This is a genomic window from Actinomycetes bacterium, assembly GCA_036510875.1.
GTDB lineage: Bacteria > Actinomycetota > Actinomycetes > Prado026 > Prado026 > DATCDE01.
In genome coordinates, this window is record DATCDE010000234.1 from 1 (window position 1) to 14,238 (window position 14,238).

Below are 14,238 nucleotides of genomic sequence, written 5' to 3' on the forward strand. Positions count from 1 at the left end.
CTGTAGGCGGCGGCCAGCCAGTCGTCGATCCCGGCCAGCAGCCGCCGGCGCAGGTCGTCGGGCATCCGTGCGGCCCGGACCGATGAGCGGGCCAGCCCGGCCAGCGCGGCGTCGTCCAGGCCGTGCGTCTCGCGCGCGACCGTGTACTGGGCGGCCAGCCGGGAGCCGAACAGCAGCGGGTCGTCGGCGGCCAGCGCGACCGGGACCCCCGCGGCCAGCAGCTGCCGCAGCGGCACGCTCGACAGGTTCGGGTAGATCCCCATTCCGACGTTCGAGCTGGGGCACACCTCGCAGGTGATGCCGCGCTCGGCCAGCAGGTCGAGCACGGCCGGGTCCTCGACCGAGCGCACCCCGTGGCCGATCCGGTCCGCTCCCAGCGCCGTGACGCACGAGCGCACGGACGCTGCGCCGAGCAGCTCGCCGCCGTGCGGCGTGGCCAGCAGGTCGGCCCTGCGGGCGATCCGGAAGGCCCGCTCGAAGTCCTCGGCGGGCGCCCGGCGCTCGTCGTTGGCCAGCCCGAAGCCGACCACCCCGCGGCCGGCGTACTGGACGGCGAGCCGGGCCAGCACCCTGGCGTCCATCGGGTGCCGGGTCCGGTTCGCCCCGATGATCACCGCGATCCCGACGCCGGTGGCGGCGGACGCGTCCCGGACGGCGTCCAGGACCAGCTCGAGGAAGGCGGTGATCCCGCCGAACCGCGCGGCGTACCCGCTGGGGTCGACCTGGATCTCCAGCCAGCCGGAGCCGTCGGCGCGCTCGTCCTCGGCGACCTCGCGGACCAGCCGACGGACGTCGTTCGGGTACTGCAGCACCGACCGGGCCGCGTCGTACAGCCGCTGGAACCGGAACCAGCCGCGCTCGTCGGGTGTCAGCTCCGGCAGGTGGGTCTCGAGCAGGGCGTCCGGCAGCCGGACCCCGTGCACGGCCGCGAGCTCGAGCATGGTGGTGTGCCGCATGGCGCCGGTGAAGTGCAGGTGCAGGTGCGCCTTGGGCAGCGCGGTGGCCGATCGGCGCGCTGCTGCCGCGCCCGTAGGGGCGGTCAGTCGGCAGCCTCGGCCAGCAGCTTCTGGATCCGGCCGACCCCCTCGACCAGGTCGTCGTCACCCAGCGCATAGGACAGCCGCAGGTATCCGGGGGTGCCGAACGCCTCGCCGGGGACCACCGCGACCTCCACCTCGTCCAGGATCAGCGCCGCCAGGTCCAGCGAGGTCTGCGGGCGCTGCCCGCGGATCTCCTTGCCGAGCACGCCCTTGACCGAGGGGTAGCAGTAGAAGGCGCCATGCGGGCGCGGGCAGGTCACGCCGGGGATGGCGGACAGCATCTGGGTCATGGTGACCCGACGACGGTCGAACGCGGCCCGCATCATCGCCACGGCCGACAGGTCCCCGGAGACCGCGGCCAGCGCGGCCACCTGGGAGACGTTGGCCACGTTTGAGGTGGAGTGCGACTGCAGGTTCGCCGCGGCCTTGACGGTGTCCGTGGGTCCGATCATCCAGCCCACCCGCCAGCCGGTCATGGCGTAGGTCTTGGCCACGCCGTTGACCACGACGCAGCGCTCGGCCAGCTCGGGCACGAGGGTCGGCATGGAGGCGAACTGCGCGTCGTCGTAGACCAGGTGCTCGTAGATCTCGTCGGTGACGACCCACAGGCCGTGCTCCACCGCCCAGCGGCCGATCGCCGCGACCTGCTCCGGCGGGTAGACCGCGCCGGTCGGGTTGGACGGCGACACGAAGACCAGAGCCCTGGTCCGCGGGGTGCGGGCCGCCTCGAGCTGGTCCAGGGTCGCCCGGTAGCCGGACGTCTCGTCGGTGGGCACCGCGACCGGCGTGCCGCCGGCCAGCCGGATCGACTCGGGGTAGGTGGTCCAGTACGGCGCGGGCAGCAGCACCTCGTCACCGGGGTCGAGCAGCGTCGCGAAGGCGTTGAAGATCGCATGCTTGCCGCCGTTGGTGACCAGGACCTGGGCGGCGCTGACCTCGTAGGCGCTGTCCCGCAGCGTCTTCGCGGCGATGGCCTCGCGCAGCTCCGGCAGGCCGGCCGCGGGCGTGTAGCGGTGCCATCGCGGGTTCTGGCAGGCCGCGATCGCCGCCGCGACGATGTAGTCGGGCGTGGGGAAGTCCGGCTCGCCGGCGGCGAAGCCCACCACCGGGCGCCCGGCCGCCGCCAGGGCCTTGGCCTTGGCGTCGACGGCGAGCGTCGCGGACTCTGTGATGGCGCCGATCCGCAGGGAGATGCGTCGGTCGGCCGACGGATGTGCTGAGGGAGTGCTCACCCGGCCGATTCTTCCACCCCCGGCGACGGGCGGGCACCGGCGGTTCGACCGAGGTGCCCACCGCGTCGTACACTGGCGATCCTCGGTGGCTTCCCACCCATGTTCTCGCCTGCCCGGGTCCGGGTGCGCGGGGGTCTGGCCGCCGGAGGGCCGTAGCTCAATTGGTCAGAGTCCCGGTCTCCAAAACCGGTGGTTGGGGGTTCGAGTCCCTCCGGCCCTGCACACGCACCCTCGGGTGCGGCGAACGACGCACGACCCCGTCCCGGCACCCTGGGGCGGGCCCACGACGCGAGGGTGAGGCGAGTGACCGACACACACGGTTCCACGGCGACCCCGGAGCGTGGCCGCCCAGGCTCCGGCGCCAAGGGGGACCGGCCCGGGCTGATGGCCCGGCTCGGGCTGTTCTACCGCCAGGTAGTCGCCGAGCTGCGCAAGGTCATCTGGCCGACCCGCAGCGAGCTGATGACCTACACCTCCGTCGTCATGGTCTTCGTGACCGCCGTCACGATCGTCGTGTCCGTCCTCGACTACGTGTTCGGGCGCGCCGTCTTGTTCGTCTTCGGCAACTGATGCCGCGAGTCCCGATCCGATGCACCCGCTGAAAGCACCAGGAAGAGCGTGCCTGTGACCGAGTTCACCAGCCCAGACGGCGTCGACATCGACGACGCCGTGATGGACCCTGCGACCGAGGAGGTCGTCGAGGTCGTCGAGGTCGAGGAGGTCGTTGCGGCCGAGGCGGTCGAGGCGGCCGAGGAAGAGTTGGCCGGGGAGGAGCTCGACCCGGTCACCGCGTTCCGGCTGGCGCTGCGGGCCGCGCCCGGCGAGTGGTACGTCGTGCACTCCTACGCCGGGTACGAGAACCGGGTGAAGACCAACATCGAGAGCCGCACGACCTCGCTGAACATGGAGGACTTCATCTTCCAGGTCGAGGTTCCGCAGGAAGAGGCGGTCGAGATCAAGAACGGCCAGCGCAAGCTGGTCCGGCGCAACAAGTTCCCCGGGTACGTCCTGGTTCGCATGGACCTCACCGACGAGTCGTGGGGTGCGGTTCGCAACACCCCGGGCGTCACCGGCTTCGTCGGGCACGCCCACCAGCCCACCCCGCTGACCGTCGACGAGGTCGTCGCGATCCTCGGCCCGACGGCCGAGGCCAAGGCCGCCGAGAAGGTCGAGGTGAAGGTCCTCGACTTCCAGGTCGGTGACTCGGTCACCGTGATCGACGGGCCGTTCACCAGCCTGCAGGCCACCATCCACGAGATCAACGCCGACACCCAGCGGGTCAAGGGCCTCGTGGAGATCTTCGGCCGGGAGACCCCGGTCGAGCTGTCGTTCTCCCAGATCCAGAAGAACTAGGACCGGACATGCCTCCCAAGAAGAAACTCGCAGCGGTCATCAAGCTGCAGATCAACGCCGGCGTTGCGACTCCGGCCCCGCCGGTAGGCCCGGCGCTGGGCCAGCACGGCGTCAACATCATGGAGTTCTGCAAGGCGTACAACGCGGCCACCGAGGCGCAGCGCGGCCAGGTGATCCCGGTCGAGATCTCGGTCTACGAGGACCGCTCGTTCACCTTCGTCACCAAGACCCCGCCGGCCGCGCGCATGATCCTCAAGGCCGCGGGTGTGGAGAAGGGCAGCCCCACTCCGCACACCACGAAGGTCGCCAAGATCACCCGCGAGCAGGTGCGGGAGATCGCCCAGACCAAGATGGCCGACCTCAACGCCAACGACCTGGACGCCGCGGAGAAGATCATCGCGGGGACCGCCCGATCGATGGGCATCACCGTCACCGACTGACCAGTCGACTGACGTCCGCCCGGCCGACCGCCGGACGGCGTGGGAGGGCCACGCGCTGGCCCGCTGACCACGACTGCACCCGCACCACGAACCAAGGAGCAGCAACCATGAAGCGCAGCAAGTCCTACCGCGCCGCCGCCGAGAAGATCGACCGCGACGCGCTCTACGAGCCGCTGGACGCCCTGCGGCTGGCCAAGGTGACCTCCACCACGAAGTACGACGCGACCGTCGAGGTCGCGATGCGCCTCGGGGTGGACCCCCGCAAGGCCGACCAGATGGTCCGCGGCACGGTGAACCTGCCGCACGGCACCGGCAAGACGGCCCGGGTCCTCGTGTTCGCGACCGGTGAGCGCGCCGAGGAGGCGCGTGCCGCGGGTGCGGACATCGTGGGCGCCGACGAGCTGATCGCCGAGGTCGAGGGCGGCCGGCTGGACTTCGACTCCGTCGTCTCCACCCCCGACCTCATGGGCAAGGTCGGCCGGCTCGGCCGGGTGCTCGGCCCCCGCGGCCTGATGCCGAACCCGAAGACGGGCACCGTGACCAACGACGTGGCCAAGGCGGTGACCGAGATCAAGGGCGGCAAGATCGAGTTCCGGGTGGACCGGCACGCGAACCTGCACTTCATCGTCGGCAAGGTGTCGTTCTCCGACCAGGCGCTGCTGGAGAACTACGCAGCGGGGCTCGACGAGGTGCTCCGGCTCAAGCCGGCCACGGCCAAGGGCCGGTACATCAAGAAGGTCGTCATGGCGACCACGATGGGCCCCGGAATCCCGGTGGACCCCAGCCGCACCGCCAAGCTGACCGCCGCGCTCGAGGCCGGCGCCAGCTCCTGACGGGCCGCGGGCCCGGCGCCGATTTGGCCCGGGCCCGCGGCACCCGTACCCTGATCTCAGCCACAGACCGCAGGTCGCCATCGGGGGCCGGCTCACGCCGATCCCGGGTGGTCGAAGGCCCCGCAGCTCGCGGGCGGCCCGCGCAGGTGAACGTAGCGAGACCGCCGTTCGGCGGTGCCGCCCCGTGCGCCCTGCGCCGGGGCGTTCGTCGTCTCGGGGCCGAACCGCGCGATCACGAGTACGGCCGACCGAAAGGAACCACCCCATGGCCAGGCCCGACAAGGCGGCCACGGTAGCCGAGCTCACGGAGCAGTTCCGGGGCTCGAAGGCTGTCGTGCTGACCGAGTACCGCGGGCTCACCGTCGCCCAGCTCAAGCAGCTGCGCAAGTCCCTGGGTGAGCACGCGTCCTACGCCGTGGTGAAGAACACGCTGACCAAGATCGCTGCCCGCGAGGCCGGCGTCGAAGGGCTCGAGGCCTCGCTGGCCGGCCCCTCGGCGATCGCCTTCGTCAGCGGTGACCCGGTCGAGGCCGCCAAGGGCCTGCGCGACTTCGCCAAGGCCAACTCGCACCTCGTGATCAAGGGCGGGGTCCTCGACGGCAAGGCGATCACCGCCGACGAGATCAAGAAGCTCGCGGACCTCGAGTCCCGTGAGGTGCTGCTCGCGAAGCTCGCGGGCGCGATGAAGGCATCGCTGTCCAACGCGGTGTCGCTGTTCGCCGCACCACTGGCCCAGACGGCTCGTCTGGTCGAGGCGCTGCGCCAGAAGGCGGAGCAGGACCCCACGGTCCTGAACGGGGGGGCCGGTACCCCGGCTCCCGCTCCGGCCGCGGAGCCCGAGGCCGAGACCCCGGCCGACGCCGCGGTCGAGGAGGTCGTCGAGGAGACGGCCGAGTCCCAGGCCGCGGAGGCTGCCGAGGCGGCACCCGAGGCACCCGAGGCAGCCGGCGCCGAGCCGACCGCCGAGGAGACCACCCAGGCCTGACCGGGCCGCCCGACCCCACCCATCCAGCTCACACCAGCAGGGAAGGACCGCCGACATGGCGAAGCTCAGCACCGACGAACTCCTTGACGCGTTCAAGGAGATGTCGCTCATCGACCTCTCGGAGTTCGTAAAGCAGTTCGAGGACACCTTCGGCGTCACGGCCGCGGCCCCGGTGGCCGTCGCGGCCGCGCCGGCTGCGGCCGGCGGCGACGCCGGGGCGGCGGCGGCCGAGGAGCAGGACGAGTTCGACGTCATCCTCGAGGCCGCTGGCGAGAAGAAGATCCAGGTGATCAAGGAGGTGCGCACGCTGACGAACCTCGGCCTGAAGGAGGCCAAGGACCTCGTTGACGGCGCCCCCCAGCCGGTCCTGGAGAAGGTCAACAAGGAGTCGGCCGAGAAGGCCAAGGCGGCCCTCGAGGGCGCCGGCGCGACCGTCTCCGTCAAGTAGCACCTCACGCAGTCCGCGAGGGCGGCCGTCCCACTGGGGCGGCCGCCCTCGCGTCGTTTCGGTGATCGTGACCCGGTCGTGACCCAGCATCCTTGACCTTCGGCCAGCGGGGGTTCATCCTTCCTTCGAGGTTCTCCCGGGTCACCGGGGTGCACCTGGCTTCGCCGTGGGTACTCCGGCTCGACAGCGGCCGTCGTGTGGGCTATGCTGAATCTTTGCGCTGCTCATGATTTCCCACGCGCTAGCCGTGGGACATGACGCATGCGCGGAATGTGCCCGCGAGCCCTCGGAAGGACGCCTCTTGGCCGCCTCGCGCAACGCCCCCGCTTCGACTTCCCGCAACTCCACCGCACCACTGCGCATCTCCTTCGCCAAGATCCGCGAACCGCTCGAGGTTCCGGACCTCCTCGCGCTGCAGACGGACAGCTTCGACTGGCTGCTCGGCAACGACGCGTGGAAGGCGAGGGTCGAGGAGGCCGCGGCCTCCGGGCTCTCGGTACCCACCAAGTCCGGCCTCGAGGAGATCTTCGAGGAGATCAGCCCCATCGAGGACTTCTCGGGGACGATGTCGCTGTCCTTCCGGGACCACCGCTTCGAGCCGCCGAAGAACTCCATCGACGAGTGCAAGGACCGCGACTTCACGTTCGCTGCCCCGCTGTTCGTCACCGCGGAGTTCATGAACAACGAGACCGGCGAGATCAAGAGCCAGACGGTCTTCATGGGGGACTTCCCCCTGATGACCCCCAAGGGCACCTTCGTTATCAACGGCACCGAGCGGGTCGTGGTCTCCCAGCTGGTGCGCTCGCCCGGCGTGTACTTCGACACCCAGGTGGACAAGACCTCCGACAAGGACCTCTACGGGGCCAAGATCATCCCGTCCCGGGGTGCCTGGCTGGAGTTCGAGGTCGACAAGAAGGACATGGTCGGCGTCCGGATCGACCGCAAGCGCAAGCAGAGCGTGACCGTGCTGCTCAAGGCGCTGGGCTGGGACGAGGCCAAGATCCTCGAGGAGTTCGGCCAGTACGAGTCCATGCGGCTGACCCTGGAGAAGGACCACACCGCGACCCAGGACGAGGCGCTGCTCGACATCTACCGCAAGCTGCGCCCGGGCGAGCCGCCCACGCGTGAGGCGGCGCAGACCCTGCTCGACAACATGTACTTCAACGCCAAGCGGTACGACCTGGCCAAGGTCGGCCGGTACAAGGCGAACAAGAAGCTCGGGCTGAGCACCGACCTGATGCAGGGCACGCTCACCCTCGATGACATCGCGTCCACGATCCGTTACATCGTGGCGCTGCACGCGGGCGAGACCGAGTTCCCGAGCCGCGCCGACGGCTCGCCGGTGCGGGTCGAGGTCGACGACATCGACCACTTCGGCAACCGGCGGCTGCGCACGGTCGGCGAGCTCATCCAGAACCAGGTCCGGACCGGCCTGGCCCGCATGGAGCGAGTCGTCCGAGAGCGGATGACCACCCAGGACGTCGAGGCGATCACGCCGCAGACCCTGATCAACATCCGGCCGGTCGTCGCCTCCATCAAGGAGTTCTTCGGCACCAGCCAGCTGTCGCAGTTCATGGACCAGACCAACCCGCTGGCCGGTCTGACCCACAAGCGCCGGCTCTCGGCGCTCGGCCCTGGTGGTCTGTCCCGCGAGCGGGCCGGCTTCGAGGTCCGCGACGTGCACCCCTCGCACTACGGCCGGATGTGCCCGATCGAGACCCCTGAGGGTCCGAACATCGGTCTGATCGGCTCGCTGTCCTCCTACGGGCGGGTCAACGCGTTCGGGTTCGTCGAGACTCCGTACCGCCGGGTCAAGGACGGCAAAGTCACCGACAAGATCGACTACCTGACCGCGGACGAGGAGGACCTCCACGTCATCGCGCAGGCGAACGCCCCGCTGAACCCGGACGACACCTTCACCGAGCCCCGGGTGCTGGTCCGCCGCAAGGGCGGCGAGGTGGAGTTCATCCCCGCCACGGACGTCGACTACATGGACGTCTCACCGCGGCAGATGGTGTCGGTGGCCACGGCCATGATCCCGTTCCTCGAGCACGACGACGCCAACCGGGCGCTCATGGGCTCCAACATGCAGCGCCAGTCCGTGCCGCTGCTGCGGTCGGAGGCCCCGCTCGTGGGCACCGGCATGGAGTACCGGGCCGCGGTCGACGCCGGGGACGTCATCGTCGCCGAGGCCGCCGGTGTCGTCACCGAGGTGTCCGCCGACCACGTCAGCGTGGCGCAGGACGACGGCGTGACCCGGACCTACCGGGTGGCCAAGTTCACCCGGTCCAACCAGGGCACCTGCTTCAACCAGAAGCCCATCGTGGCCGAGGGGACCCGCGTCGAGAAGGGGCAGGTCGTCGCCGACGGCCCCTGCACCGACAACGGTGAGATGGCGCTCGGGCGCAACCTGCTGGTGGCGTTCATGCCGTGGGAGGGCCACAACTACGAGGACGCGATCATCCTGTCGCAGCGTCTTGTGCAGGACGACGTGCTGTCCTCGATCCACATCGAGGAGCACGAGGTCGACGCGCGCGACACCAAGCTCGGCCCCGAGGAGATCACCCGGGACATCCCGAACGTCTCCGAGGAGGTCCTGGCCGACCTCGACGACCGCGGCATCATCCGGATCGGCGCCGAGGTCGTCCCCGGCGACGTGCTGGTCGGCAAGGTCACCCCTAAGGGCGAGACCGAGCTCACCCCGGAGGAGCGCCTGCTGCGCGCGATCTTCGGTGAGAAGGCCCGCGAGGTGCGGGACACCTCGCTGAAGGTGCCGCACGGCGAGTCCGGCAAGATCATCGGCGTCCGGGTCTTCGAGCGGGACGAGGGCGACGAGCTGCCGCCGGGCGTCAACCAGCTGGTCCGGGTCTACGTGGCCCAGAAACGCAAGATCACCAACGGTGACAAGCTGGCCGGTCGGCACGGCAACAAGGGCGTCATCTCCAAGATCCTCCCGGTCGAGGACATGCCGTTCCTCGAGGACGGCACCCCGGTCGACATCATCCTGAACCCGCTGGGCGTGCCCGGCCGGATGAACGTCGGCCAGGTCCTGGAAACCCACCTGGGCTGGGCGGCCATGGCCGGCTGGTCCGTCGAGGGCAACCCGGACTGGGCGGTGAAGCTGTCCGCCGAGGCCAGGAACGTGCCCTCGGGCAGCGTCGTGGCCTCGCCGGTGTTCGACGGCGCCCGGGAGGAGGAGATCACCGGTCTGCTCGGCTCCACCCTGCCCAACAAGGACGGCCAGCGGATGATCGACAGCAGCGGCAAGGGGCGGCTGTTCGACGGACGTACCGGCGAGCCGTTCTCCGACCCGATCTCGGTCGGCTACATCTACATCCTGAAGCTGCTCCACCTGGTCGACGACAAGATCCACGCCCGCTCGACCGGCCCCTACTCGATGATCACCCAGCAGCCGCTCGGTGGTAAGGCGCAGTTCGGTGGGCAGCGGTTCGGCGAGATGGAGGTGTGGGCGCTGGAGGCCTACGGGGCCGCCTTCGCCCTGCAGGAGCTACTCACCATCAAGTCCGACGACGTCCTCGGCCGGGTCAAGGTCTACGAGGCCATCGTCAAGGGCGAGAACATTCCGGAGCCCGGCATCCCGGAGTCCTTCAAGGTGCTGATCAAGGAGATGCAGTCGCTGTGCCTGAACGTCGAGGTGCTCTCCAGCGACGGTCTCTCGGTCGAGCTGCGTGACACCGACGAGGACGTCTTCCGAGCTGCCGAGGAGCTCGGCATCGACCTGTCCCGCCGGGAGCCGAGCAGCGTCGAAGAGGTCTGAGTTCCTGGGGGCCCGCTGGGCCCCCCGGAACCGACACCCCCGCCCCGATTGGTCACGAATCTAGAAAGCAGGCGGCAGTCTTGCTGGACGTCAACTTCTTCGACGATCTGCGAATCGGCCTGGCTACTGGCGACGACATCCGCCAGTGGTCGCACGGTGAGGTCAAGAAGCCCGAGACCATCAACTACCGGACGCTCAAGCCGGAGAAGGACGGTCTCTTCTGCGAGAAGATCTTCGGTCCCACGCGGGACTGGGAGTGCTACTGCGGCAAGTACAAGCGGGTCCGCTTCAAGGGCATCATCTGTGAGCGCTGCGGCGTCGAGGTGACCCGGGCGAAGGTCCGCCGTGAGCGCATGGGGCACATCGAGCTGGCCGCCCCGGTCACCCACATCTGGTACTTCAAGGGCGTCCCGAGCCGGCTCGGCTACCTGCTCGACCTGGCCCCGAAGGACCTCGAGAAGGTCATCTACTTCGCCGCATACATGATCACTTGGGTGGACGAGGAGTCCCGGCACCGCGACCTGCCGTCGCTCGAGGCCAAGATGGGCATCGAGAAGCAGCAGGTCGAGAACCGCCGGGACGCCGACGTCGACGCCCGCACAAAGAAGCTCGAGGCCGACCTGGCCGAGCTCGAGGCGGAGGGCGCCAAGAGCGACCTGCGCCGCAAGGTGCGCGAGGGTGCCGAGCGCGAGATGGCGCAGATCCGCCGTCGGGCCGATGCCGAGCTGGGCCGGCTCAACGACGTGTGGGACCGCTTCAAGGGCCTGAAGGCCCAAGACCTCGAGGGCGACGAGCTGCTCTACCGCGAGATGCGGGATCGCTACGGGATGTACTTCCGCGGTGGCATGGGCGCGCAGGCGATCAAGGACCGGCTGGAGAGCTTCGACCTCGACGGTGAGGCCGAGATCCTGCGGGACACCATCGCCAACGGCAAGGGCCAGAAGAAGACCCGCGCGCTCAAGCGGCTGCGCGTGGTCTCGGCCTTCCTCAACACCCGCAACAGCCCCATGGGCATGGTGCTGGACGCGATCCCGGTCATCCCGCCGGACCTGCGCCCCATGGTCCAGCTGGACGGCGGCCGGTTCGCGACGTCCGACCTGAACGACCTGTACCGGCGCGTGATCAACCGGAACAACCGGCTCAAGCGGCTCCTCGACCTGGGGGCGCCCGAGATCATCGTGAACAACGAGAAGCGGATGCTGCAGGAGGCCGTCGACGCGCTGTTCGACAACGGCCGCCGGGGGCGTCCGGTCACCGGACCGGGCAACCGCCCGCTCAAGTCGCTGTCGGACATGCTCAAGGGCAAGCAGGGCCGGTTCCGCCAGAACCTGCTCGGCAAGCGCGTCGACTACTCGGGCCGCTCGGTCATCGTCGTCGGTCCGCAGCTGAAGCTGCACCAGTGCGGCCTGCCCAAGCAGATGGCGCTGGAGCTGTTCAAGCCGTTCGTCATGAAGCGGCTGGTCGACCTCAACCACGCGCAGAACATCAAGAGCGCCAAGCGCATGGTCGAGCGGGCCCGCCCCGTCGTGTGGGACGTGCTCGAGGAGGTCATCTCCGAGCACCCGGTGCTGCTCAACCGGGCACCCACGCTGCACCGCCTCGGCATCCAGGCCTTCGAGCCGCAGCTGGTCGAGGGCAAGGCGATCCAGATCCACCCGCTGGTGTGCACCGCGTTCAACGCGGACTTCGACGGCGACCAGATGGCGGTGCACCTGCCGCTGTCGGCCGAGGCTCAGGCCGAGGCCCGGGTGCTGATGCTCTCGACGAACAACATCCTGAGCCCGGCGCACGGCCGCCCGATCACCTCGCCCACCCAGGACATGGTCATCGGGCTGTATTTCCTGACCTCCGAGCGCGGCCAGGCCGAGCGGGGCGAGCAGGGCCAGCTGCCGGCGTACGGGTCGGTCGCCGAGGCGATCCAGGCCATGGACGCCCGTCAGCTGCACATCCAGCACCTGGTCCGGATCCGCTTCACCGACGACGTCCCGCCGGCGGACTGGACCGCGCCCGAGGGCTGGGAGCCGGGGCGGCCGTTCCTGCTCGAGACCACGCTGGGCCGGGCGCTGTTCAACGAGGCGCTCCCGCCGGACTACCCATTCGTCAACACCGACGTGGCCAAGAAGCAGCTGTCGGCCATCGTCAACGACCTGGCCGAGCGGTACCCGAAGGTGCAGGTGGCCGCCACGCTGGACGCCCTGAAGGCGGCCGGCTTCCACTGGGCCACCCGGGCCGGGGTCACCATCTCCATCAGCGACGTCGTGACGCCCCCGAACAAAACCCAGATCCTCAACGTGTACGAGGGCAAGGCGGAGAAGGTCCAGGGCCAGTACGAGAAGGGCCTGATCACCGACGACGAGCGTCGTCAGGAGCTCATCGAGATCTGGACCCAGGCCACCAACGAGGTGGCCAAGGAGATGGAGGAAAACTTCCCCCCCACCAACCCGGTCTGGATGATGGTCCACTCGGGCGCCCGCGGAAACATGATGCAGGTCCGTCAGATCGCCGGTATGCGCGGTCTGGTGGCCAACCCCAAGGGCGAGATCATCCCCCGACCGATCAAGTCCAACTTCCGTGAGGGCCTGTCGGTGCTGGAGTACTTCATCTCCACGCACGGTGCTCGCAAGGGACTGGCGGACACCGCGCTGCGGACCGCCGACTCCGGCTACCTCACCCGGCGACTGGTCGACGTCTCCCAGGACGTGATCATCCGTGAGGAGGACTGCGGCACCGACCGCGGGCTGCCGTTCCCGGTCGCCGTCCCGCTGTCCGGCGGTGGCTTCCGTCAGCACGACGACGTCGAGTCGTCGGTCTACGCGCGCACCCTGGCCGAGGACGTCAGCGTCGACGGCAGCACGGACGCCGCGGCCGGGTCGGACCTCACCATGCCGGTCATCGAGGAGCTCGTCCGCCTCGGTGTCGGGCAGATCAAGGTGCGCAGCGTGCTCACCTGCGAGAGCAAGGTCGGCACCTGCGCGGCCTGCTACGGGCGTTCGCTGGCCACCGGCAAGATAGTCGACGTCGGCGAGGCGGTGGGCATCATCGCCGCGCAGTCGATCGGCGAGCCGGGCACCCAGCTGACGATGCGGACGTTCCACACCGGCGGTGTCGCGGGTGAGGACATCACCCACGGCCTGCCCCGCGTGGTCGAGCTGTTCGAGGCGCGCACGCCCAAGGGCGTGGCCCCGATCAGCGAGTCCGCGGGTCGGGTCCGCATCGACGACGTCGAGAAGTCCCGCAAGATCGTTGTGGTGCCGGACGACGGGACCGACGAGGTGGCCTACCCGGTCTCCAAGCGGTCCCGGCTGCTGGTCGGTGAGGGCGACCACGTCGAGGCGGGCCAGCAGCTCGTCGCGGGTGCGGTCGACCCCAAGCAGGTGCTGCGGATCCTCGGCCCGCGCGCGGTGCAGCGCTACCTCGTGGAGCAGGTCCAGGAGGTCTACCGGAGCCAGGGCGTGTCGATCCACGACAAGCACATCGAGGTGATCGTCCGGCAGATGCTCAAGCGGGTCACGATCATCGAGTCCGGTGAGGCGACGATGCTGCCGGGCGAGCTGGTCGAGCGGACCCGCTTCGAGGAGGAGAACCGCCAGCTGGTCGCCGAGGGTGCCACCCCGGCCTCCGGCCGGCCGGAGCTCATGGGCATCACCAAGGCCTCGCTGGCCACCGAGTCGTGGCTGTCGGCGGCGTCCTTCCAGGAGACCACCCGGGTGCTCACCGACGCGGCGATCCACGCCAAGTCGGACCCGCTCCTCGGTCTGAAGGAGAACGTCATCATCGGCAAGCTCATCCCGGCGGGCACCGGCCTGGCCCGGTACCGCAACGTCCGGGTGGAGCCGACCGAGGAGGCCAAGGCGGCCATGTACTCGATGGCGGTCTACGACGAGGTCGACTACACCGGCTTCGGGGCCAGCCCGGCCGCCGCGGTCCCGCTCGAGGACTACGACTTCGACTACCGCGGCTGAGCCAGGGATCATCCGTACGGCCCCGCCCCCCAACCCGGGAGCGGGGCCGTGCGCGTTCCAGCAGGAGGCAGCATGACCGAGGCCCCGCGGCGGGCGCCCCACCGCAGCCGCCTGACCCGTGGCCGGCCCCGCCCGGCTCGGTGTACCCGACGGGGTACCCCACGGCC

The 14,238-nt window shown here is 69.8% G+C and carries 10 protein-coding genes and 1 tRNA gene; 9 read left to right on the top strand and 2 right to left on the bottom strand.

Annotated features, from left to right (window positions below):
• Positions 1-1,043 (bottom strand): adenosine deaminase (locus tag VIM19_13590; GenBank protein ID HEY5185904.1); only part of this gene is annotated, 1,043 nt, incomplete at its 3' end.
• A complete protein-coding gene (locus VIM19_13595; GenBank protein ID HEY5185905.1) occupies positions 1,040-2,281 on the bottom strand; it encodes a pyridoxal phosphate-dependent aminotransferase in 1,242 nt (413 codons plus the stop codon). The genes VIM19_13590 and VIM19_13595, both read right to left, overlap by 4 nt.
• Before the next feature lie 137 nt (positions 2,282-2,418).
• Here VIM19_13595 and VIM19_13600 point away from each other — a divergent pair.
• The 9 genes from VIM19_13600 (at position 2,419) to VIM19_13640 (ending at position 14,071) form a co-directional block, all read left to right on the top strand.
• Positions 2,419-2,492, top strand: a tRNA-Trp gene (locus VIM19_13600).
• Between the two features lie 83 nt (positions 2,493-2,575).
• Positions 2,576-2,842, top strand: a complete 267-nt coding sequence (gene secE, locus VIM19_13605; protein HEY5185906.1) for a preprotein translocase subunit SecE — start codon at positions 2,576-2,578, stop codon at positions 2,840-2,842.
• A 48-nt stretch (positions 2,843-2,890) separates the two neighbouring features.
• Positions 2,891-3,625, top strand: a complete 735-nt coding sequence (nusG, locus tag VIM19_13610; GenBank protein ID HEY5185907.1) for a transcription termination/antitermination protein NusG — start codon at positions 2,891-2,893, stop codon at positions 3,623-3,625.
• A gap of 8 nt (positions 3,626-3,633) precedes the next feature.
• Positions 3,634-4,065: a 50S ribosomal protein L11 gene (gene rplK / locus VIM19_13615; GenBank protein ID HEY5185908.1), complete on the top strand. Its 432-nt coding sequence runs from the start codon at positions 3,634-3,636 to the stop codon at positions 4,063-4,065.
• A gap of 107 nt (positions 4,066-4,172) precedes the next feature.
• On the top strand, positions 4,173-4,898 hold the full coding sequence (rplA, locus tag VIM19_13620; protein HEY5185909.1) for a 50S ribosomal protein L1: 726 nt from the start codon (positions 4,173-4,175) through the stop codon (positions 4,896-4,898).
• A gap of 265 nt (positions 4,899-5,163) precedes the next feature.
• Positions 5,164-5,883 carry a 50S ribosomal protein L10 gene (gene rplJ, locus VIM19_13625; protein HEY5185910.1) on the top strand — a complete coding sequence of 240 codons (720 nt, stop codon included), beginning with the start codon at positions 5,164-5,166 and terminating at the stop codon, positions 5,881-5,883.
• Between the two features lie 55 nt (positions 5,884-5,938).
• The gene (rplL, locus tag VIM19_13630) at positions 5,939-6,331 is read left to right on the top strand and encodes a 50S ribosomal protein L7/L12 (protein HEY5185911.1); all 393 of its coding nucleotides are present in this window, start codon (positions 5,939-5,941) and stop codon (positions 6,329-6,331) included.
• A 301-nt stretch (positions 6,332-6,632) separates the two neighbouring features.
• On the top strand, positions 6,633-10,109 hold the full coding sequence (gene rpoB, locus VIM19_13635; GenBank protein HEY5185912.1) for a DNA-directed RNA polymerase subunit beta: 3,477 nt from the start codon (positions 6,633-6,635) through the stop codon (positions 10,107-10,109).
• Between the two features lie 80 nt (positions 10,110-10,189).
• Positions 10,190-14,071 carry a DNA-directed RNA polymerase subunit beta' gene (locus VIM19_13640; protein HEY5185913.1) on the top strand — a complete coding sequence of 1,294 codons (3,882 nt, stop codon included), beginning with the start codon at positions 10,190-10,192 and terminating at the stop codon, positions 14,069-14,071.
• Positions 14,072-14,238 lie beyond the last annotated feature (167 nt).